The sequence below is a fragment of the Sphingobium phenoxybenzoativorans genome, assembly GCF_018286635.1.
In the GTDB taxonomy this organism is placed as follows: Bacteria; Pseudomonadota; Alphaproteobacteria; order Sphingomonadales; family Sphingomonadaceae; genus Sphingobium; species Sphingobium phenoxybenzoativorans.
This window is the reverse complement of sequence record NZ_CP073910.1, coordinates 4451439-4471392: the sequence shown is the minus strand read 5'-3', so window position 1 is coordinate 4471392 and position 19954 is coordinate 4451439. Positions and strand designations below refer to the sequence as shown.

21 protein-coding genes and 1 pseudogene are annotated in these 19954 nt (G+C 59.6%); 9 read left to right on the top strand and 13 right to left on the bottom strand.

Annotated elements, in window-relative coordinates; translation table 11 throughout:
- Window positions 1–244: 244 nt before the first annotated feature.
- Window positions 245–481: a helix-turn-helix transcriptional regulator gene (locus KFK14_RS22225; protein WP_212609163.1), complete on the top strand. Its 237-nt coding sequence runs from the start codon at window positions 245–247 to the stop codon at window positions 479–481.
- A 20-nt stretch (window positions 482–501) separates the two neighbouring features.
- Here KFK14_RS22225 and KFK14_RS22220 read toward each other — a convergent pair whose 3' ends face one another.
- The 7 genes from KFK14_RS22220 to KFK14_RS22190 all read right to left on the bottom strand — a co-directional run bounded on the left by KFK14_RS22220 (window position 502) and on the right by KFK14_RS22190 (window position 6922).
- Window positions 502–1263: a DNA -binding domain-containing protein gene (locus KFK14_RS22220; RefSeq protein WP_212609162.1), complete on the bottom strand. Its 762-nt coding sequence runs from the start codon at window positions 1261–1263 to the stop codon at window positions 502–504.
- A 15-nt stretch (window positions 1264–1278) separates the two neighbouring features.
- On the bottom strand, window positions 1279–2160 hold the full coding sequence (locus KFK14_RS22215; protein WP_212609161.1) for a phytanoyl-CoA dioxygenase family protein: 882 nt from the start codon (window positions 2158–2160) through the stop codon (window positions 1279–1281).
- Window positions 2161–2168: 8 nt separating this feature from the next.
- The gene (locus KFK14_RS22210) at window positions 2169–2783 is read right to left on the bottom strand and encodes an acyl-homoserine-lactone synthase (protein WP_246524739.1); all 615 of its coding nucleotides are present in this window, start codon (window positions 2781–2783) and stop codon (window positions 2169–2171) included.
- 65 nt (window positions 2784–2848) lie between these two features.
- Window positions 2849–3589, bottom strand: a complete 741-nt coding sequence (locus KFK14_RS22205) for a helix-turn-helix transcriptional regulator (RefSeq protein ID WP_212609160.1) — start codon at window positions 3587–3589, stop codon at window positions 2849–2851.
- A 221-nt stretch (window positions 3590–3810) separates the two neighbouring features.
- Window positions 3811–4074, bottom strand: a complete 264-nt coding sequence (locus tag KFK14_RS24155) for an Lrp/AsnC ligand binding domain-containing protein (protein WP_246524738.1) — start codon at window positions 4072–4074, stop codon at window positions 3811–3813.
- Window positions 4071–5744, bottom strand: a complete 1674-nt coding sequence (locus KFK14_RS22195) for an AMP-binding protein (protein ID WP_281417167.1) — start codon at window positions 5742–5744, stop codon at window positions 4071–4073. The genes KFK14_RS24155 and KFK14_RS22195 overlap by 4 nt, the downstream gene beginning before the upstream one ends.
- Window positions 5744–6922, bottom strand: coding sequence for a thiolase family protein (locus KFK14_RS22190; protein ID WP_212609158.1), 1179 nt, complete (start codon window positions 6920–6922; stop codon window positions 5744–5746). The genes KFK14_RS22195 and KFK14_RS22190 overlap by 1 nt, the downstream gene beginning before the upstream one ends.
- 306 nt (window positions 6923–7228) lie before the next feature.
- Here KFK14_RS22190 and KFK14_RS22185 point away from each other — a divergent pair, with 306 nt between their 5' ends.
- Genes KFK14_RS22185 through meaB form a run of 4 tightly spaced genes read left to right on the top strand, consistent with a single transcriptional unit; the run spans window position 7229 to window position 10946 of the window.
- Complete coding sequence (locus KFK14_RS22185) at window positions 7229–7813, top strand: TetR/AcrR family transcriptional regulator (RefSeq protein WP_212609157.1); 585 nt, start codon at window positions 7229–7231, stop codon at window positions 7811–7813.
- 20 nt (window positions 7814–7833) lie between these two features.
- Window positions 7834–8277: a cobalamin B12-binding domain-containing protein gene (locus KFK14_RS22180; protein ID WP_212609156.1), complete on the top strand. Its 444-nt coding sequence runs from the start codon at window positions 7834–7836 to the stop codon at window positions 8275–8277.
- Complete coding sequence (locus tag KFK14_RS22175) at window positions 8277–9950, top strand: acyl-CoA mutase large subunit family protein (protein ID WP_212609155.1); 1674 nt, start codon at window positions 8277–8279, stop codon at window positions 9948–9950. The genes KFK14_RS22180 and KFK14_RS22175 overlap by 1 nt, the downstream gene beginning before the upstream one ends.
- Window positions 9951–9968: 18 nt before the next feature.
- A complete protein-coding gene (gene meaB / locus KFK14_RS22170) occupies window positions 9969–10946 on the top strand; it encodes a methylmalonyl Co-A mutase-associated GTPase MeaB (RefSeq protein ID WP_212609154.1) in 978 nt (325 codons plus the stop codon).
- Window positions 10947–10976: 30 nt separating this feature from the next.
- On the opposite strand, the gene KFK14_RS22165 is transcribed toward meaB, so the two are convergent.
- The 5 genes from KFK14_RS22165 to KFK14_RS22145 form a co-directional block, all read right to left on the bottom strand.
- Window positions 10977–11693 (bottom strand): GntR family transcriptional regulator, encoded by a 717-nt coding sequence (locus KFK14_RS22165; RefSeq protein WP_212609153.1) that lies wholly within the window; start codon window positions 11691–11693, stop codon window positions 10977–10979.
- Window positions 11694–11789: 96 nt separating this feature from the next.
- Window positions 11790–13094 (bottom strand): MFS transporter, encoded by a 1305-nt coding sequence (locus tag KFK14_RS22160; protein WP_212609152.1) that lies wholly within the window; start codon window positions 13092–13094, stop codon window positions 11790–11792.
- A complete protein-coding gene (locus KFK14_RS22155; RefSeq protein ID WP_212609151.1) occupies window positions 13091–14677 on the bottom strand; it encodes an FAD-dependent monooxygenase in 1587 nt (528 codons plus the stop codon). Before KFK14_RS22155 ends, KFK14_RS22160 begins: the two co-directional genes overlap by 4 nt.
- Window positions 14678–14694: 17 nt before the next feature.
- Window positions 14695–15627 carry a VOC family protein gene (locus tag KFK14_RS22150; RefSeq protein WP_212609150.1) on the bottom strand — a complete coding sequence of 311 codons (933 nt, stop codon included), beginning with the start codon at window positions 15625–15627 and terminating at the stop codon, window positions 14695–14697.
- A 19-nt stretch (window positions 15628–15646) separates the two neighbouring features.
- Window positions 15647–16237 (bottom strand): fumarylacetoacetate hydrolase family protein, encoded by a 591-nt coding sequence (locus tag KFK14_RS22145; RefSeq protein ID WP_246524737.1) that lies wholly within the window; start codon window positions 16235–16237, stop codon window positions 15647–15649.
- 85 nt (window positions 16238–16322) lie between these two features.
- On the opposite strand from KFK14_RS22145, the gene istA reads away from it, so the two are divergent.
- The gene (istA, locus tag KFK14_RS22140; RefSeq protein WP_212608569.1) at window positions 16323–17834 is read left to right on the top strand and encodes an IS21 family transposase; all 1512 of its coding nucleotides are present in this window, start codon (window positions 16323–16325) and stop codon (window positions 17832–17834) included.
- On the top strand, window positions 17834–18565 hold the full coding sequence (istB, locus tag KFK14_RS22135) for an IS21-like element helper ATPase IstB (RefSeq protein WP_281417191.1): 732 nt from the start codon (window positions 17834–17836) through the stop codon (window positions 18563–18565). Before istA ends, istB begins: the two co-directional genes overlap by 1 nt.
- A gap of 54 nt (window positions 18566–18619) precedes the next feature.
- Here the strand turns inward: istB and KFK14_RS22130 are convergent, their stop codons facing one another.
- On the bottom strand, window positions 18620–19024 hold the full coding sequence (locus KFK14_RS22130; protein ID WP_212609148.1) for a DUF2437 domain-containing protein: 405 nt from the start codon (window positions 19022–19024) through the stop codon (window positions 18620–18622).
- 432 nt (window positions 19025–19456) lie between these two features.
- Between KFK14_RS22130 and KFK14_RS22125 the strand changes: the two genes are divergently transcribed.
- Together KFK14_RS22125 and KFK14_RS24405 are read left to right on the top strand one after the other, a co-directional pair.
- Window positions 19457–19822, top strand: a complete 366-nt coding sequence (locus KFK14_RS22125; RefSeq protein ID WP_212609147.1) for a TonB-dependent receptor — start codon at window positions 19457–19459, stop codon at window positions 19820–19822.
- 6 nt (window positions 19823–19828) lie between these two features.
- A pseudogene (locus tag KFK14_RS24405) lies at window positions 19829–19948 on the top strand (TonB-dependent receptor plug domain-containing protein); the annotation flags it as partial.
- Window positions 19949–19954 lie beyond the last annotated feature (6 nt).

Here is a 19954-nt window from a genome sequence, read left to right as displayed (position 1 = left end):
TCGTCACCGAAGGCCGGTTCCGCCAAGGACCGGCGGAGCTGGGCGAGCGTGAGCGAAGCCCAGCGGAGTAGAGCGCGGTCGCGCCGTAGGCGCGAGGCGCCGAGAAGCTGTCGAGGATGCAAGCGGGGCGGCATCGCCGTTCGCCGCCGCTCGACACAAATTCATTACTGTTGAATATACTCAATTCAGGCTTGTTGAATATATTCTATGGAGTCGACCCACTCGACGCAGTCCGTAGGCGCGCATGAAGAGCGACGCGCGCCGTCTGATAGCAAGAAATGTCCGCGCGCTGCGCGTCGCCAAGGGCATGACCCAGGAGGATCTTGCCGGCGCGGCCGAGATCGATCGTTCTTACGTCAGCCTGATCGAAAATGCGCATTTCTCGATATCGGTCGATCAGGTCGAGAAGCTTGCGACGGTGTTCGGAGTCGCGATCTTCGAGATGTTTCATCCCGACACCGCCGCCAAACTCGAACAATAAGGTCGGCCTCGACCGGTATCTCACGGAAAGCTGCCGTCGAGCCAATGACGCGGGTCGGTCCGCGCGGCGGTCCGCGCCGCCGTCACCAGCCGCCTGACCCGGTCCCGATCGGCCGAAGCGGCGACCCGCCAATGATCGACGTCGTGCAGGCCGAACAATGCCTCGGCGACATGGCGCTGGGTGGCACCGGCGGCCAGGGCGTCGTGGGTGCGCAGCACCAGTGCCCAGCGGGCGGCGCGAGGCTCGGGCGCAAACAGCGAGCGCACGAGCCGCCCGGTACGATGCAGCGCGAGGAGTCGCGCGAGGGTCGCGGCCAGCGGCTCTGCAGACCGCACGCCGGCGATGCGATAATCGAGCCGCACGGGGCCATTCACAAGCGACTGTCCCACGATGTCCAGGCGGATCTGACGGATGCCGTCGGACCACAGCCAATGTTCGGAGCCATCGCCGGTGACGACGCACGAGTCCAGCGATCTGAACGCTGAAACATCGAAGGCGTCACGCGGATCGCGCGCCGGGGCGGCGATCGCGGTCAGGACATGCGGATCGGCCTCGCCACGCCAGACTGGTCGCGCGTCGAGCGCGCTCTGGCCGACGGGTTCGAGACGATGCAGTCCAAAGAACGATGCCCGCTCCGGACACAGACTCCCGCGTGTCACCGCCGCGCGATAGGCCGGCGACCGCCGCAGCCATTCCCAGGCGAAGCCATGTCGGCCGCACGCGGCGAGACCGGCATAGGGCGCGGTGGTGCGCCAGTCGACCAACGGCCGACCGGCGTCCACCGCTACGCTCCCGCCTCAGCCGCCGATCAGTCCGGCGCGCGCGGCTTCCTGGGTCGCGACATAGTCGCGCAGCGCCGCGGCCTGGTCGGGCCTGAGCGCATCGATCGCGGCGAGATTGTCGAGACTGGGGTCGCGCAGCAGGATTGACGGACATTGCCCTTCGACATTGCCGAGATTGGGGAGATGCTGCGCATAGCCGACGAGCGCGGCAAGATCGGGATCGAAGGTGCGCGCGATGTCGGGCGGATAGACGAGATATTGATTCTCGAAGGAGCGCAGCCAGCCAAGCGTGTAGCCGACGATCACCGCGCGCCTGACGGTGTCGGTCAGGTTGGCGCCGCCGCCGTGCAAGGTCGAGCCGAGCCAGACGAGCGCCGATCCCGGTGGCATTATAACAGCAATTCCGGGGTCTCCGCCGGGATCGGCCGGCGCGCCGATCCGGTGGCTGCCGGGCCAGACCCGGGTCGCGCCATTTGCGGCGGTGAACGGCGTCAGCGGCCAGAGGACATTGACCTGATATTCGATCTCGCCCTTGGGTCCGCCGTAAAGATCCTCGTCTCGGTGGGGGATCTGGGCGAGTGCGCCCGGATGCAGTTCGACCGCCTGGGTCAGGTTGAGGGCGACCCGCTGGCAATAGGGCGAGAGCGCCGCCTCGACGATGTCGAGGATCAGGCGGTGCCGGACCAAGGCGGCGACATGCGACGAGCGTCGCAGCAGCGCGCCGAAGCGTTTGGTGCGCGCGCCATAGAAATCGCCTTCGCAGAAAGGGGTTGCGGCGAAGCGCGAGGAAACATCGCGATCGAGCGCGGCGATGGCCTCCTGCGTCACCGCAATGGGGACGATGCAATAGCCGTCGGCGAACAGCCGGGCGGTGAGGAGCGCGGCATCCTGGGCCATGACCGACCTCAGGCCGCCGCGCGCGCGGACGGCGGGGGCGTAGTGTCGGGGACATAGATGCCGGTCGCGGCGAGCCGGAGGGCCGTGTCAGCATCGAGATCGATGCGAAAGGCACCCAGCCGCGCCCCGCCGATGATCGTCGGCTCGCCAAGCGCGGTGCAGCGCCAGCCCATGCGCCGGACCTGCTCGAGGAAATCCCACGCGACGACGGCGGTCAGCGCGGAGATGCCGGCGCTGAGCGCATGATCGACCATCGCCGAGATCAACCGGTTGCGGACCGCGAGGCGGCCGGCCGCGCCGAGCCGGGTCGGCAGGCACAGACGGGTTATTTCCCAGGTGTCGTCGCCGATCGGCACGCCGTCGCGACACAGCGCCGGGAAAAGCGAACCGAGGATGTGTGGCCTCGAGCTTGGCAGTAGCCGCAGCGATCCGAGATGATCGCCCCGCTCGTCATGGTCGACGAGATAGGTGGCGGCGGGACCGTCGAACGCGTCGATTTCATAGCAATCGTCGCTGACGGGCAGATCCCAGCACAGCGTGTCGACGAACAGGCGTTTACGGTCCTCGAACATCCCGGCCGCCAACGTGTCGGCCAGTGAGAAATCCTGGGTGATCCTGATCATGATGCGCTCCCGGTTGGTGATCGCACCAAGGGAGCAGCGCCGCGCCGGGCGCGGTATCCTCAGGATTATGGTATTGCGTCGCCGTAGCTAACGAGACCGAATCGCAATGCCTCGGCGGTGAGCTGGGTCCGGCTGTAGACGTCGAAATCCAGCCGCAACTGGGCCATGTAGCTGCGCACCGTCGAGTCCTGGAGCCCGAGGATGATCGCGATTTCGGGATCGGTCTTGCCGATCGCGAGTAGCTCAAGGCAATCGAACTTGCGGTCGCTCAACTGGGGAAGCTGTTTGGCGCGGGCCGGATAACCGTGCAGTCGCCGCGCCTCGCGAAAGGCGTCGGCGCCGATCAGCGCGGCGGCGCGACAATACCAGCGCGATGGCAGCTCGGTGCCGTCGCGGGCGAACGAGCAGCAGCCGTGCGGCTCGCCCATCACGCCGATCGGCAGGGTGAACCCGGTCGAGAGGCCGTGGCGCTGGGCTTCGCCGAGGATCAGATGTTGACGGTGTGTGAGGTGCAACAATCGCGGCATTTCGGTCCAGGCGAACGCCGTGTTGGTCCGCTGGCAGGCGAGCAGCGCGGGATCGTCGCGATAATATTTGCGCTCGACGAAGATGTCGGCCCACTCGCCGAAATTGTCGAGGCGGATGAGACGGCGATCGGGGCGGCGAAACGAGAGCCCATGGACCATGGCGAGGCGCGGAAACTTGATTTCGCGGGCGGCCGCTTCGGTCAGCGCGAAAAGCTCGGCCGGGGTCGCGCAGTCCCGGCAGCGCCTGCTATAGTCCTCGACGAGGCGGTGGAGGCTCATCGCTGCCTCCAGCGTCGTCGGACAAAGATCTGATCGACCGAAGCCATCGAAGCTGCGGGCGGGTCTCGCGTGTCCGACGAAGATCGAAAAGTCGTTTCAGCAGTGTAGTTTAATATATTCCACAGGTGGATGTGCCATTGATCGCTGTGTGACGAAGATGCTTCGAATTGCCTTAGACAGCACACGCCCGGTGGGACTGCTGCGCATGCAGCATTACGACCCTACGCATACAGCGCGCCGTCGTGGCCGAGGTCGCTGGCCGGCCACCCGCCAAGCGCATAGGCAGCCGCCCAGATCGATAAGAGGATAGCTCTGCATAATCGATCAAATCGGCAAGTCGGTGGCACTTTGACGCTTTTCAGCGCGAAGCTCGAATTGACCGAGGCGAGACCGAGCAGATGAACGACCACCTTCTTCAGAAAATGCTCATAGTCGTCGATGGTTGGCACGACGACGCGCAGGACATAATCGCTGTCGCCGCTCATCGGAGCACCGCCCTAATAGCGTTGCTTTTACGCTTACTCTTCAAGTGGCGCTTGTCGTGCACGTTTACTGCTTCGGGATTGAAGTTCACCAAAAGCTCATCTTTGCGCACCTTTTGTGTAGCCGTTAGCGGAATCTGGCTGATGAACTGGATCCAGCCTGGCAGCTTGTGGGAAGCGAGGCGCCCACGACATATCTCAATGATGATGTCGGCTGTGTTTTCGTCCGCAGGCACGCCGGGTGCAGCGATAACGCACGCCAACACTTCCTCCCCCCGAAGATCGTCCGCAACGGCCAGCACTACGACTCCCGCGACGCTTGGGTGATCGATTATTGCTTCCTCGACTTCCGCGGCGGCTATGTTTTCGCCACTCCGACGAATGATGTTTTTTCTTCGCTCGACAAAGTAAAGCATACCGTCCGGCCCCCGCCGTACGATGTCTCCAGTGTGAAACCACCCTCCTGCCCAAGCCAACTCTGTTGCCTCGTCGTCATTGACGTAGCCGGAAAAGAAGCCGTCGCGCGGGTCTGACCCTGCGCAACGGACCAGCATTTCACCTGCCTCGTCCACATTCGCCGGGTTTCCATACTCGTCGGCGACAAGCACCTCCCAAGGCGCTACGGGCCGTCCGAAGGCTCGAGTATCGAGATAGCGCGGTTCATGAGCATTCGCGATTATGCGCGACGTTTCGGTCATTCCCCACACTTCCACGAGTGGAAAACCGAAGCGCTTTTCAAATGCTTCGTGCAGACTCGGGTCGACACCCGCGCCAAGCCCAAACTTAACTGTGGGCGCACCCTCGCTGGCGCTCGGCGGTGCTTTTAAAAGAACTGGTGGAATGAGTCCCAGATAGTGAACGCCGGTTGCCTGACTATCTCTGACTTCCTGCCACCATGTACTTGCGCGAAATCGGTCCGTGCTGATCAGGCAACCACGTTGCAAAAGCATTGCGTTGAAAGCCAGGACGGTAGCGTTCATGTGAAAGGTAGGGAGAGGAACGTAAAGCCGTTCTCGTTCCGGTGCCAGAGTTAGCAGTCCGCCAATGCCGACGTAGCTCCGCCCGGCCTCCAGGCACGACCAGTTACTTATCAAGCATCCTTTCGGACGGCTGGTCGTGCCCGAAGTGTAAATGATCAGCGCTATCCTGTCCGAAACGAAAGCCTCGTCAGGTCCACAGGGCGGTGCGGGCGGGAACTGCCCCCCTTCCTCGTCCAGATCGATTAATGGAATTGGCGATGAACATCCGGTGTTGGCAGCGCGAACGGTGCACGTAGACTCTCCAGCGACTATGACAAGACACACATCCGCTTGGCGCAGCGCGTACGAAAATTCGTGAGCCAAGTAATCGGGATTAAGCGGCACTGCGCAGGCACCCAGGGAATTGAGCGCAAGGAAATGCCAAAAATATTCCGGACGATTACCGAGAACGAGCGCGACGCGATGCCCTGGACCGTATCCTGCTTCTCGCAGGGACGTGGCGATCTTTGTGACCTCGGTCATGGCGAATGAATAGGAGTATTCCGCGCCATCCGGCAGATAGCTCCTCTCGGAGCATTTAGGGACACAGAGGAAGGAGCAACCGCCAGATATTCTCGCCGCAGTTACGAACAAATCATATACGCTGCGGGGTTCTGCGCGCGTATTGGCGCCGCGATCTTGGGCGATACTCATCAGATGCGCTCGATCAGGGACGCCATTCCCTGACCGCCTCCCACACACATGCTGACGATGGCGAAGCGTCCGCCAGTCTCAGCGAGATGATCGATTGCTGTGAGGGTCATCCGAATCCCGGTTGCGCCTGGGGGATGACCAATTGACATGCCGCCCCCATACAAATTGGTCTTCTCAGGCGACACTCCAAGCTGTCGCTCAACGTGAATATTGACGGCAGCAAACGCCTCGTTGATTTCCCAATAATCGATGTCGTCGACTTGCAGCCCCTGCCGTTCCAGAAGCTTCGTGATTGCAGGAACCGGGCCAGCACCCATGATCTCCGGAGGTACTCCAGCCGTTGCCACGGCAACCAATCGCGCCGCTGGCTCAATGCCTGATTTCTCTGCCGCCCGGCGATCCGCGACCACTATGGCAGCAGCGCCGTCCGTTACGCCGCTCGCGTTTCCCGCCGTGACTTTTCCATCTTTCCGGAACGCTGACCGCAATTTAGCGAGACGCTCACGAGACGTATCAAGGCGAACATATTCGTCTACCGCAAACAAGCGATCCTCGCCCTTCTCCTTGACGGTGATGGGCACAATCTGCTTCGCGAGAAAGCCGTTCTCGATTGCGTGACGGGCGCGGATCTGGCTGCGAAGAGCCCACTCATCCATCTCACTGCGTTGATACCCAAAACGCTCGGCAAGAAGTTCCGCGGTCTCGCCCATATATGCGCCGCTAAAGGCGCAGCGATAGACACTGTCTAAGCCATCCTCGAGCAAAAGGGGGCCTCGCTTCGTCGCCCAGCGGGATGAACGAAGCACGTAGGGAGCCCGGCTGAAATTCTCTCCGCCTGCGGCGAGGCCGATCGCGGAATCGCCTGCCAATATCAATCGCGCAGCAGCCGCAATGGCTTCTGATCCAGACGCACAGGCGCGATTAACACCAAGAGCACTCGATTCAACAGCAAGCCCCGCACCAAGAGCAACCCGACGCGATATAAAATGGCCATCGCCGTCGACGGGCAGCACATTACCGAACACGAGATGATCGATCTTTCCCGGGTTCAGTCCTGCCCGGTCTATTGCCGCCCTCGCTGCATGCACACCGAGTTCCGTTAAAGAGGTGTCACGCAGCGACTTGCCGAAGTCTCCAAACGGAGTGCGCACGCCCCGAGCCAGTATAATTTCGGTCATTGAGCGCTCCTTGTTGGCAGGCCTGCCTCATTTGGCAGCCATCCGATTCCGCATGCGACTAAGTTTGCCCCTCGATTCGGCTTGCGCGCTCGCCAGCACACCACCAAGCTAACTTAACGATCACTTAGCTCTGCGAAAAGTCGGCGTCAAGGTAGGGCTTTCGCCGGCGCAGGATATAGCATAAATCAGCACTATACCTTCATCATACGGTCCGGTTTTGACGAACGCGGTAGGGCGCGACGAACTACCACTTGCACATTCTGCGGAGTTAGCTAAATGAGCGTTTAGATAGCTATGAGGTTCGATATGGCGGCGACTGCTGCAAAGCTCCAGGCCAATCGGTGGCCCACCTTGTTGGATTCGGCCGCTGTACGCTTCGCTGACCGCGGCTATCACGACACAAGTCTTCGGGACGTGGCCGAGGCGGCCGGCGTCACGCCGGCCGCCGTATACTTCCATGTGCCCAACAAACAGGCGCTGCTCGTCGCCGTGTACGCTGAGGGCGTTGATCGCATCATCGGCAATCTCGAAGCCGCGCTCAGTTACGAAACGGATCCGGCCGCACGCTTTCGGCGTGCTATTCGGGCGCATCTCACCTCGATACTGGATGCGAGCGCTTTTGCACGTGTCATTGTGCGCGTCCTTCCGGACGACGTGCCTGAAGCCGCCGCCGAATTACGGGCACATCGCGATCGTTACGAGAAACGCTTCCATGCTGTCGTCGAACGGCTCGATCTTCCCAAAGATCGCTCCCCCACCCTGCACCGCATCCTACTCCTAGGCGCGCTGAACGCGACACCGATATGGTACCGCCCTTCGCGACAGGGACTGGACAAGATTGTCGATGAGTTCGTCGCAATTTTCGGCGCTGAGAAACCCTCAAACAATTAACTGCTCGCGGATAATCACTTATGGCTAATATTGATACGCGGCCGCTCCGCGTTCTTGTGTCAAAAATTGGCCTTGATGGTCATGACCGAGGCAGCCGCATTGTTGCGGCCTATCTTCGCGATGCCGGAATGGAGGTGATCTACACCCCGCCGTGGCAAGCCATCTCCGGCGTCGTCAAACTAGCCACCGAGGAAGATGTGGACGTCATAGGGATAAGCTCCCTGGCAACGGACCACCTCATTGTTCCGAAATTGATGGGCGCTCTGCGCGAGGCCGGGCTCGTCTATGTTCGCGTTGTCTTAGGCGGGATTGTGCCGGACGAAGAGAAGGAAGCGCTGCTCACCGCAGGCGTTAGCCGCATTTTCGGGCCGGGCTCCGCGCGCGACGAAATTGTCGAATATGTCACAATGGCGGGCGAGCAATCGCGCCTTGATCGATCCCACATATATTCGGAGACAAGGTGATGACGCTCACCGAGCTGCAATCTGAGCCAAAAAAGCAGCCGCAGGAGCAGTGGCATACGGACTATTCGCGCCAGATTGGCGACGAGGCGCCTATTCGCAACCGATCGGGGATCGAGATAAAGCCACTCTACACTCCAAGTGACTGGTCGGGCGATCGCTATCTTGCAGATCTTGGCTACCCAGGGCAGTTCCCTCTTACGCGAGGGATTTATCCCACGATGCATCGCGGAAGGACTTGGACGCAGCGACAACTCATCGGTCTGGGAACACCTGAAGATTACAACAAGCGCGTTCGCAGCATCTTGGATGCCGGATCTTCGGCGATAAGCCTCCTGCCCTGCTGCTCTGGCTTTCGCGGCATCGACTGTGACGAGGTAGAACCGGTTCTGCTCGGCACCTGTGGAACGGTGATCAATACCACCGATCATATGGATCGAGCGCTCGACGGCGTCCCCATCGACCAGATTTCAACCGCGATGAATGACCCATCACCGTTCACCCTGCTTGCCTTCACGCTCGGCGTCGCCCGTCGGCGCGGTATCGCATGGAGCAAGGTGACAGGGACGTCCAACCAGAGCGACTACCTTTCTCATTTTATCGCCAACCACCAGTTCTATCGGCTGTCCCTTCCAGGATCGCGGCGCGTGCTGCTCGACCATATCGAATTCTGTCGTCGTCATGTACCCAACTGGAACCCGATGTCAGTGGTGGGTCAGCACATGCAACAAGCTGGGGCGACTCCAGCAGAAACTATGGGTTTCACGTTGTCGACAGCAATTCAGTACGCGGAGGACTGTGTTCATCGCGGGATGGATATCGATGACGTATTACGCCGCTTCACTTTCTTTTTTGATATATCTATTTCGTTCTTCGAAGAGGTCGCAAAGTTTCGGGCTGCCCGAAGGATTTGGGCGAGAGTTGCACGCGATCGACTGGGAGCCAGGGATCCTGCTAGCTGGCGGTTCAAGTTTCATGGTCAGACTTCGGGTGTCGATCTCACGCAGCAGCAGCCTCTCAACAATATTGCGCGAGTCTCGGTTCAGGCGATCGCGGGAATTTTGAGCGGCCTGCAATCGCTGCATACCGATGCGTACGACGAGGCCATCGCGTGCCCGAGCGAGGAAACCGCACGGGTTGCAGTCGCTACGCAGAATATCCTCCGCGAAGAAGCGCGGCTTTGTGACGTTATCGATCCCTTGGGAGGCTCTTATTATGTGGAGCGTCTGACGGACGACATGGAAGAGCAGATCGAAAAGGTCATCTCAAGGATAGACGCGGTAGGAGGGATGTATAACGCCGCAGAATCTGGCCTGGTGCAGACAATGATCGGTGAATCGGCCTTGGCATTCCAGGAGCAGATTGATTCCGGTCAACGCAAAATCGTCGGCGTAAATTGTTATCAGGCTGATGAATATCTAGCAGCACCTCCGACTGAGCGTCCTGACCCAGATGCCATGAATCGCCACATCGAACAGTTCAAGGCGTTCAAGCAAGAGCGCAGTCAACATCAAGTTTCACAAGCGCTAGATGCTCTGGCTCGCGCTGCCAATAGCACCGATCAAAACACCTTTGAAAAAGTCGTCGAGGCGGTCGACGTCGGGGTGACGCATGGCGAAGTGATTGCATGTCTCCGACGAGAGCTTGGCTTCGGTCACCCGCTGGTCATTGCTTGAAGACGTGAGGGTTGCGACATGCAGGGGATGCTCGAGAAAATCAGAGCCGGCGATACAAGGGCTATCGCCCGCGCGATTACGATCATGGAAATGGGTGGAACAGCGGCAGCGGACCTGCACCGGGTTCTGCTGCCTCTGACCGGCACTGCGCTCACCATTGGATTTACTGGTCCGCCCGGTGCTGGCAAATCGACCCTGATTGACGCCTTCATCACCGAGCTGCGGCAGAGTGGCCGAACCGTGGCGGTGGCGGCTGTCGATCCTTCCAGTCCTTTTTCTGGCGGCGCGGTTCTAGGAGATCGCATAAGGATGGGGCGGCATACAGAGGACCCGGGAGTCTTCATCCGCTCCATCGCCTCTCGTGGTCACAGTGGCGGCCTCAACAAGAGTATTCAGGCCATAGTCGACGTTCTCGACGTTTCCGGTCGCGATGTTGTTGTAATCGAGACCGTTGGAGCGGGGCAATCGGAAGTCGAGGTCGCCGAGGTCGCCGATATCAAAATTGTGGTTAACGCTCCTGGTCTTGGCGACGACATCCAGGCGATCAAAGCCGGGATTCTAGAAATTGCCAGCATTCTCGTTGTGAACAAAGCAGATCTGCCTTTAGCTGCACGGACGGTTCGGCAGCTAAGAAGCATGCTCGCTCTGCGCCGTGAGAACCGGCAGAACGTACCGGTACTTCAGACTGTCGCCAGCTCGGGCAAAGGCGTCGCTGAGCTATTGGAAACTGTTTTGGAGTTGTCGCCGCCGACATCGACCGAGCACCGTGCGCGACGAAGCGAGCGAGTTCGTCGACTTGTTGCCGAAGCGGCAGCAGCAAACACCAAACGACATGTCCTCGCGCTACGCGATAAGCCCTCGAGGGCGATGCTTGCGCAAGTCGAGAGGGGCGAAGTGTCGATCGAGGGAGCAGCACAGTCGCTGGCCGCCCATAAACCGGGGGCCGCAAAAACGTCCTCGTACAGGTGGAGACAAAGGTCGACGACGTATAAGTAGCGTGCCGCGCAGCGCTGCCGAAGCTTGGCGTCAGGCCGGACCTACAGTTGAATCCTTTGCCTTCACTGCCTGAACGATCGACCGAGTTGTCGCGCGCATGTGCGAAAGCGTTGCATCCACCAGCCCCTCAGAATCGCGTGCCAGTGCCATATCCACGATTCTTTGGTGTTCGTGATCAATGTCGCGTCCGGTTTCGTAATGAGCGGCAAGACCGCGATAACGCTCCGATTGTTCATAAAGCTGAGCGTGTAAAGCGATAAGCCGGCGACTTCCGCATCCCGCAACAAGCGCGGTGTGAAACGTCGCATGAGCCTTTACCCAGCTGGGATTGACGAGAAGTTCCCCTTCACCTTTCATTAGTTGGGTGACGCGCAGGCGATGCGCAGAAGCCAGGATCCCGACTTCCCAGTTTACATCGCCATATGCGACCGATCGCCGGAGACATATCGTCTCGATCTCACAGCGCAGGTCTGTCAAATCCTCGAGATCACCGATCGAAAGTGGGGCGACCGAAAAACCTCGTTGATCACGAGATACGACCAGTTGCTCTGGAACAAGCCGAGATAAGGCTTCACGGACTGCGCCAGGGCTCACGGCGAGTTCATTCGCTAGATCCTGAATCTTCAATTTTTTATCTGGGGCATGACGTCCTGAAACGATGCCGCCGCGAATTGCCTCGTAAGCGTCACTCGCCTGGCTCCGCGAAATCTGCGGTCCACTGTCCTCGACGCGGATAGCACGCTCCATAATATACTTTTTCACCTCGAATCTATAATTGCGCCCTCGCATAACCGGCGGGATTTTTCCATCTATTGTCGCGAGTGAACTCTCAAGCGCAGATGCCTATCGCGAGGCGACGCCGCTGAACCGCTGCCAGCCGAACAGACAGACGATGCCCCCAACGACCGACAGAGCGCCGTAAAACAGACAGACCTGCATCCGACTAAAGCCGCCGGCGAATAGAAGGCCGGCTAGGGACGGAGCGATTGCACTGACGACCCGCCCCACCCCGATCACAAAACCGCTTCCGGCTGCCCGTGCCTCGTCGGTGAAACTACTGGCGAGCGTGATGTAGACGCCCGAGGCGCAAGCGAAGATGCAAAAGCCGCAGATGCCCGCCGCTATAACGAGTAACACGACCGAGGGCGGGGTTGCGCCGAAGTTTATAGTCGCAAGGCCGAGGGCGATCAGGCCGCCGGCGGTAAGCCTCCGCAGCCCACCACGCTGTGCAAGCCATCCGAACAAGAGCCCACCGACTACGCCCATAAAGCTCGAAACTGACGCTACAAGGCTTGCTGTCGAGGGAGGAAAGCCGGCATCAGCTATCATTTGCGGCATCCAGCTCATGATGTAGTAGACCGTCGCGACCATGAGTCCGTTGACGGCCGTTATCCACAGCGTCCTTGAAAGCTGCCCAGATGAAAATACAGCCGCGTAACTGCGGTGAGTCAGGGCTCGCTCGGGAAGCCGTTCAATCAAAGGCTGCTCGCACCTCCGGAGCACTGCATTAATCCGCTCGAGGCGGTTCTTGCCGCGACATGCAAATAGATAGCTGACCGACTCGGGCATCTGCCATGCGACGAGAGGGAGAAGTGCGACAGCTGCAAGGAAGCCGGAGAAAAAGACGGACGGCCAACCATGCTGCCGAAGAAGATAGGTAGCGAGCAGCGCTCCCACCAATCCGCCCAACGGATAGCCGACCGCAGTTAGCGCGATGGCCAGGGGCCGTCTCCGCCTGTTGGAGAATTCAGCTGCAATTGGATTAATCACGGCGACGCAAGTGCCGATGCCTAGCCCGGTAATAACGCGCCACGCGACTAACGCCTCAACAGACGTTGCGTATGTGCACAGAAGCATGCCGGTGGCCATCAGGCACAAAGCGATGAGCACCATAAGCTTGCGGCCGAACACGTCGGCCAGAGGCGCGATTATAAAAGATCCGGCCGCCATCCCTGCCAATCCGGCAGATAGAACGATGCCTAATGCCGTCCTACCGACCCCCCAATCCTGAGCGATGGCGGGCGCTGCGAACGTCACCGAGAGCACATCGTATCCGTCGAGCCCAGAAAGCGTGATTGTCAAAGCAATGATGATCAATTGCGCCCGGCTCATCGGTGCATTTTCGAACGGGGCTTTTATGTTCGTCATGCGAGTGCCAGTTCGTGACCAGCCGCCGGCGCCAGTGCATCCTCCCAATGATTACCTCTCCAGGCGACATGCTGATCGGGGCGGATCAAGACAAGCGACGCACCATAGAGTTCGGCGATGCTTATGGACGGAACATCCAAAATTTTTAGAGGAATGCCGAGCGCCTTTGCGTTTTCAAAAGCCTTGCCGACTTCACACCGATTAGCACCGGCAGCGACCAAAAGCGTGAAGTCTGGCCCGAACAAATCGTATAGGGAGCTTCCGTCATCTAGCCACGCATGTGGTGCGAGACAGCCTGAGTGGCCGGAGGGTTTGTATACTTCGCTAATGTGCTCTGGGCAGGGTTCGCTCTCTTTGGCAATCAAGGGCGACTGGTAGCAAAGACCCAGAACAGTTCCCAGTGTTGCGAATTCACGCCCCTTTGAGGCCTGGATGGCGGCACCCAATTTTGTGCGAGCTGCCTCGCCTGCAGCCGTGTCATCCTCGATCTCCACAGGTGGCGGCTCAACAAAGATTGCGTAGTTGGCCATCGCTTCGTCAATGACGACCTGGTGGACCTGCCGTCGCTCAATCTCATAACTGTTCAGCAACGCGGGGCCACCCCAACCGTTGAGTGTCGCTGCGAGCTTCCACCCAAGGTCTACACTATCGCCGACCCCCATATTCATGCCGTAACCACCCGCAGGGGGGTGGAGGTGACATGCATCGCCCGCTAGAAAAATACGGCCAGCGCGATAGCGGTCTGCGAGCAATTCGTTCGCAGTCCAATTATCAGCACTCAGAACTTCAACAGGCAGATCTATGCCGCAGCGCTGCCGGATCAAGGCGGCCGCTTCCTCCTTCGAAAGGCTGTCGCCAGGCTTTGCGCCCCCCGGCATGAAATACCAAAGGTCTCCCTGGTCCATTGGGCCGATCACACTGAGGCCATCTGTGCCGATCTGCCAATATATTGCGGCAGGGCCGTGTCGATGCGCTCCCGCCCAACCGGGCGCGCGAAATATAATATTGTAGTGGTGAGAGAGGCCAGCTCGGCCAACCATCCTGGCGCCAATTAGCTCGCGGACCCGACTACGCGCGCCATCGGCTCCCACCAGATATTCGGAAACAATCTCGCGCTCGCGACCATCGATATCCACAACACGTGAAAGCACGCGATTGTTGTCCTGTTCCGACTCCGTCAGCGTCACCCCAAACAGAATATCTACGCCCGGCAGCGTCCGCGCATGTTCGAGCATCACTCGTTCTAGCGTGTATTGCGGGACCCATTGGGCGTGTTCCGGGTAGCGATTATCTCGAGCTGGCGCGGCATTGAACGCGTCGGTAAAGCGGGCAAGCTCGGGACCGGCCAGCCTAGTGACAAACACCATGTTGTTAGGATAGTCTACACCGAAGGGCGACGCTGCTGCGAGCTTGTCAGCTATCCCCCAGCGACGTAAATGTGTCCGCGTCCTCACGTTGGTCGTCTTGGCGCGGGGCGCACTCCCGCCACGATCGTTGCGCTCAATCAGGGTGACGCGGACGCCGCGGCTACCCAATTCGATGGCAAGAGCGAGGCCAACCGGTCCTGCGCCAACTACCAACACATCGGTCCGAGCATCCCTCACGCGGACTCACTTTCGACTTCGTAGTTGCGGATGAAGTCGTCGGGCACTTGTGGCGCCCAGTTGGCCATGCCGTCGGATGGTCCATAATTTGTTGGCGTCCATTGCGCATGATCGTCGATATAATCCATGTCGGAATAGTATTCGATCCAGCTGCCCCAAGGATCCTGCACGTAATAAAAGTAGTTCGATCCCACCGTGTGACGGCCAAAGCCCCAGCCTCCGCGCCCGGCTTTTGAGAGGAGTTCGTTACCGCCGCGGCCAACTTCGTCGGGATCGTGCAACTGAAAGCTTGCGTGATGAAATCCGATGCCAGGAGACTTAGCGAACGCCACTACATGGTGATCGCTATTTTTAACTGCGCAGGTAAAAGCGACAAAATCCTGAGCATGGTCGGCAAGTCCCATGCCGAGGGCCTCGACCACGAAGCGAACGCTTGTCATCACGTCAGGCGTGAACAGGACAACGTGACCAAGCTTCTCTGGTCGAACTGGCGCATATGTGTGGGCCGGCAGAACCGCCGGACGACGCGTGCGAACTATTCGGCCCGGAGCGTTGATCGCAAAAGGCGAGCGAGCTTCTGCTTCGTTGTCCGCCGGCAAGTCGACAAGGTTATAAACAATGCCAAATGGGTCTTCGACCCAAAGCCCCCGCTCTTCAAATCCAGCGGGCGACGGGATGACCTTACCGCCTGCGGCTGGTACATGGGCAGCTATCACGTCCAGTTCAGACGCGCGGAGCGCAAGGTGGTGAAATGTTTTTCGCCTGCCGCTTTCGATCAGGACAATTGAATCTCGCTGCTGGGAGCCACAGCGAAATTTCGCAATTTTTGTTTCCCTAACGACCTGGAGACCGGCGTCTGTGTAAAACCGGACCCCCTCATCAAGGGAAGGCACTTCAAGGGTGAATGATAGCGGACCGAGAACCGGCATGACCCTGCCTCCCCAATTTTTAGATTGTTGGCTCGGCGACTATGTTTTCGATGAAGCCGATCTGCTCTACTTCGCAACGAACGACGTCGCCGGGTTTGAGAAACACGGGGGGAGTACGTGCGATACCGACGCCCTCAGGAGTGCCGGTGGCGATAAGGTCACCCGGCTCCAACGTGAAAGCGGTCGAGAGGTACGCGATTTGCTGCCAGATATTATAAATTAGCTGACTCGTATCGCTATTTTGCCGCAGTTCACCGTTTACGAGGCAACGCAAAAATAGCTTGTGCGGTTCGGCGATCTCATCGGCCGTAACAATCCACGGACCGATAGGACCGTGAGTATCGAACGATTTCCCTATGGTAAAACTTGGAGAGTGGAACTGCCAATCCCTGGCGGTCACATCATTCACGACGGTATAGCCGAATACGTGATTCCGGGCGTCGGCCTCGCTCACGCGCTTAGCCGTCCGGCCAATGACGACACCTAATTCCACCTCGTAATCAAGCTGTTCGGTTACGCCGGGATCTATGTCGTCATATGGCCCCGATAAGCAGGTGGTCTGCTTGTTGAACCAGAACTGCTTGTGTTTCGGCGTGCAAGTGGTGCCCACCTGACTCGGTGATCGGCGCCTAATCGGGGACCACCCCCGGGTCATCTATTGTCGCTCGCGATTGAGGCAGGCGACGAGGCGGAGGATGACGACGGTGGAGACGATTGGACGGATCAGGCGTGCGTATTTCGTACAGCGGCAGTCGGTGCGAGAGATTGCGCGGCGGCTGCATGTTTCGAGGAAGACGGTCAGGAAGGCGATCGAGGCCGAGGACTGCAAGTTCAGCTACGATCGGGCGGTTCAGCCGATGCCCAAGCTCGGTGCCCACATTGCCGAGCTCGAGCGGTTACTGGCGGAGAACGAGCGCAAGCCGCGGCGCGAACGGCTGACGCTGATCCGGTTGTTCGAGGCGCTGCGGGCGCAAGGATATGAGGGCGGCTACGATACGGTTCGCCGCCATGCCCGCCGCTGGCAGCGCGAGGAAGTGGGCCGGACGGCGACCGCGTTCGTGCCGCTGAGCTTCGAGCCCGGCGAGGCTTGCCAGTTCGACTGGAGCCACGAGGTCGTGGTGCTGGCGGGTGTGACGACGACGGTGAAGGTCGCCCATATGCGGCTGTGCCATAGCCGGATGTTCTTCGTGCGAGCCTATCCCCGCGAGACGCAGGAGATGGTGTTCGACGCCCATGCCCGAGCGTTCGCTTTCTTCGGCGGTGTCTGCACGCGCGGGATTTACGACAACATGACCACCGCGGTGGATGCGGTCTTCCTGGGTAAGGAGCGCAAGTTCAACCGCCGCTTCCTGCAGATGTGCAACCATTACCTGGTCGAGCCGACCGCATGCACGCCGGCGGCGGGGTGGGAGAAGGGGCAGGTTGAGAACCAGGTTGGCGTTGTGCGCGAACGATTCTTCACGCCCCGGCTGCGCTTCGCCAGCTACGCGGAGCTGAACGCCTGGCTGCTCGATCGTTGCCTGGAACACGCCAACGCCCATCGGCATCCTGAGCTTCGGGACCGCACCATCGCTGATGTGTTCGAGGACGAGAAGCTCGCGCTGATGCGCATGCCGAACGCCCCGTTCGACGGCTTCCACGCTGTCGCGGCGTCGGTATCCAAGACGTTGCTCGTGCGGTTCGACTACAACAAGTACTCGGTGGCAGCCCGCGCCCTCGGGCGTCCCGTTGAGGTCCACGGCTATGCCGACCGCATCGTCATCCGTCAGGGCGACGATATCGTTGCCGAGCACGATCGCCGCTTCGGTCGCGAGCAGACCGTCTATGATCCCTGGCATTACGTGCCGGTTCTGGCGAAGAAGCCGGGGGCGCTGAGGAACGGGGCGCCGTTCAAGCAACTGGCCTTGCCACCAGCGCTGGAACGTCTTCGCGGCAAGCTGAAGGGCAGCGATGATGGCGACCGGCAGATGGTCAAGATTCTGACTGCAGCTACGGTCGATGGCCTCGATGCGCTGGAAGCGGCTGCCTCCGAAGCGTTGGCCCAGGGAGTCACGAGCGCCGATGTCGTGCTCAATATCCTGGCCCGGTCCCGATCGGCGCCGATGGAGCCCAGCATCGCCACACCCGAGCATCTACAACTCAAGATCGAGCCCGTCGCCGATGCGGGCCGATATGATCGGCTACTGCCCGTGCGGAGGGCCGCATGATGATGGAGCGCCATGAGATTATCGGCCTGATGGCCGAGTTGAAGCTTGCCGGCATGCGTCATGCCTATGACGAGGTCATCGCCGATGCCCTCAAGCGCCAGCATCCCGTCCAGCACGTCGTCGGCGACCTGCTGAAGGCCGAAGTTGCGGAGAAGCACGCCCGTTCCATCAAGTACCAGATGACGGCCTCCAAGCTGCCGCTCGCCCGAGAGTTGGACGGCTTCGAGTTTACCGGCACGCCGATCAACGAAGGGCTGGTTCGCGACCTTGCCGCCGGCGACTTCCTCGCCAGCCAGCGCAACGTCGTGCTGGTCGGCGGTACGGGATCGGGAAAGACCCATCTCAGCATCGCCATCGCCCGCAACTGCATCCGTAGCGGCGCCCGCGTCCGGTTCTACAACACCACCGACTTGGTGAACCTGCTCGAACTGGAGACCCACCAGGGCCGGACCGGCAAACTAGCCGAACATCTCTCCCGGCTCGACCTGTTGATCCTCGATGAGCTGGGCTATCTTCCCTTCGCCCGAACCGGTGGCCAGTTGCTGTTCCACCTCGTCAGCCGCCTTTATGAGCGCACCTCGATCATCGTCACCACCAACCTTGCCTTCGGCGAATGGCCCACCGTGTTCGGCGACGCCAAGATGACCACGGCACTGCTCGACCGCCTTACGCACCACTGCGACATCATCGAGACCGGCAACGACAGCTGGCGCTTCAAAAACCGCAGCTGAACCCCGCCTGCTTGGGAAAGAAGACGATTTACGCCGTGCCGGAACGCCTCCGGGCTACGCCCTCCGCCATTCCGGCACGGCGTAAGCGCGCATCAAACCCCGGTCCCCTATTGAACGCCGATCCCGGTCCCCGTTTGCGCGCCGATTGACAAACTGCTGCTTTGGCTTTTCAAAACCTAAAGCCGCACCTTCTTCAGCATGTTTGCGGAAATTCATCCCGATGGCGAGAAACTTTCCTGGCCTCTCGACCGGAGCAAGCAATCTGGCAGAGTTGAGCGGTACGCGGTCGTCCGTTTCCTGTGCGCATACACGTGCCTTCGCCAGTGCGGCATCGCCCTCCGCAATCAGAGACAACATGGTAGGAAATTCATCTTTAAGTTTCTCGAGTGGCACCACGTCGCTGCCATCGACGACACCGAGCTGCGCCGCTCCCCCACGCTCAAATCGTACCAATTTCATATGTACCCCTCCATGCGGAAAGATTTCCACTTCTCCGCCTAACATCACTGCGTTGGCACATTATATTTTTTTTCTCAATATATATAATTTGTAGGGCGTGAACTCGCTTATGCCACTCCGCATACTAGTGAACCAAACTCTCTTTGAGCCAGTGTGGTCTCAGATTGTACAGAGCCCTTTTTGGAGCTTTTTAGGTAGGTTTCACGAAATGGATAGGGGCGTGTACCTCCCACTTGTCGGACCACAGCGGCGCATATCACCATTGTTGGAACGGCCAATTTAAAAATGTATTGACTCGATAAATATATTTTTTATGAGTGGTGGGGTCCGTTACGGACGCACAGCTTGAACATGAAACGGCGGAACTGAGTGCGAGGCGCTCCGCGAGCAGTCGGGCATAATTCCGTACTCGCGCACCGACCGAAAAGGGGGATGGATATGGTAACCAAAGCTGCATTGAGGGGCTCGGCCGGCCTCTTGCTTTCAACGGTTTTGATGTGCAATAGTGCACACGCAGAGGCCCAGGAGACGCCGCGCTCAGTTGAAGCGCCGCCCATTTTATCGACACCAGACGGCGTCGATGAAATCGTCGTTACTGCAAACCGGCGCGCTGAAAATCAGCAAGAGGTTCCAATCAGCATTGCCGCCTTCAGCGGCGAGACACTGAAAAGCCAAGGCGTGGTGAACGTCGTTGACCTGCCTCAGCTTACACCTGGGCTTGGCTTCACGCGCACTTTGGTCGGCACCAATGCCTTCCTGCGTGGTGTAGGTACAACGAGCGCCGGCTACAGTACTTAGGCTCCCATCGCCACCTATATCGACGGCCTCTACCTGCCGAATTCAGCAGCATCGTCATTTTCGTTCAACAACGTCGAACGGATCGAGGTTCTCAAAGGGCCACAAGGGACATTGTATGGCCGCAACACGACC

What these genes read in the sequence shown, in the direction of transcription:
- KFK14_RS22225 (WP_212609163.1), top strand. Translation starts at nt 245, where the DNA reads ATGAAGAGCGACGCGCGCCGTCTGATAGCAAGAAATGTCCGCGCGCTG.
- KFK14_RS22205 (WP_212609160.1), bottom strand. Translation starts at nt 3,589, where the DNA reads ATGAGCCTCCACCGCCTCGTCGAGGACTATAGCAGGCGCTGCCGGGAC.
- KFK14_RS22185 (WP_212609157.1), top strand. Translation starts at nt 7,229, where the DNA reads ATGGCGGCGACTGCTGCAAAGCTCCAGGCCAATCGGTGGCCCACCTTG.
- KFK14_RS22130 (WP_212609148.1), bottom strand. Translation starts at nt 19,024, where the DNA reads ATGAAATTGGTACGATTTGAGCGTGGGGGAGCGGCGCAGCTCGGTGTC.
- KFK14_RS22190 (WP_212609158.1), bottom strand. Translation starts at nt 6,922, where the DNA reads ATGACCGAAATTATACTGGCTCGGGGCGTGCGCACTCCGTTTGGAGAC.
- istB (WP_281417191.1), top strand. Translation starts at nt 17,834, where the DNA reads ATGATGGAGCGCCATGAGATTATCGGCCTGATGGCCGAGTTGAAGCTT.
- KFK14_RS22210 (WP_246524739.1), bottom strand. Translation starts at nt 2,783, where the DNA reads ATGATCAGGATCACCCAGGATTTCTCACTGGCCGACACGTTGGCGGCC.
- KFK14_RS22165 (WP_212609153.1), bottom strand. Translation starts at nt 11,693, where the DNA reads ATGGAGCGTGCTATCCGCGTCGAGGACAGTGGACCGCAGATTTCGCGG.
- KFK14_RS22175 (WP_212609155.1), top strand. Translation starts at nt 8,277, where the DNA reads ATGACGCTCACCGAGCTGCAATCTGAGCCAAAAAAGCAGCCGCAGGAG.
- istA (WP_212608569.1), top strand. Translation starts at nt 16,323, where the DNA reads ATGACGACGGTGGAGACGATTGGACGGATCAGGCGTGCGTATTTCGTA.
- KFK14_RS22150 (WP_212609150.1), bottom strand. Translation starts at nt 15,627, where the DNA reads ATGCCGGTTCTCGGTCCGCTATCATTCACCCTTGAAGTGCCTTCCCTT.
- KFK14_RS22180 (WP_212609156.1), top strand. Translation starts at nt 7,834, where the DNA reads ATGGCTAATATTGATACGCGGCCGCTCCGCGTTCTTGTGTCAAAAATT.
- meaB (WP_212609154.1), top strand. Translation starts at nt 9,969, where the DNA reads ATGCAGGGGATGCTCGAGAAAATCAGAGCCGGCGATACAAGGGCTATC.
- KFK14_RS22160 (WP_212609152.1), bottom strand. Translation starts at nt 13,094, where the DNA reads ATGACGAACATAAAAGCCCCGTTCGAAAATGCACCGATGAGCCGGGCG.
- KFK14_RS22195 (WP_281417167.1), bottom strand. Translation starts at nt 5,744, where the DNA reads ATGAGTATCGCCCAAGATCGCGGCGCCAATACGCGCGCAGAACCCCGC.
- KFK14_RS24155 (WP_246524738.1), bottom strand. Translation starts at nt 4,074, where the DNA reads ATGAGCGGCGACAGCGATTATGTCCTGCGCGTCGTCGTGCCAACCATC.
- KFK14_RS22215 (WP_212609161.1), bottom strand. Translation starts at nt 2,160, where the DNA reads ATGGCCCAGGATGCCGCGCTCCTCACCGCCCGGCTGTTCGCCGACGGC.
- KFK14_RS22125 (WP_212609147.1), top strand. Translation starts at nt 19,457, where the DNA reads ATGGATATGGTAACCAAAGCTGCATTGAGGGGCTCGGCCGGCCTCTTG.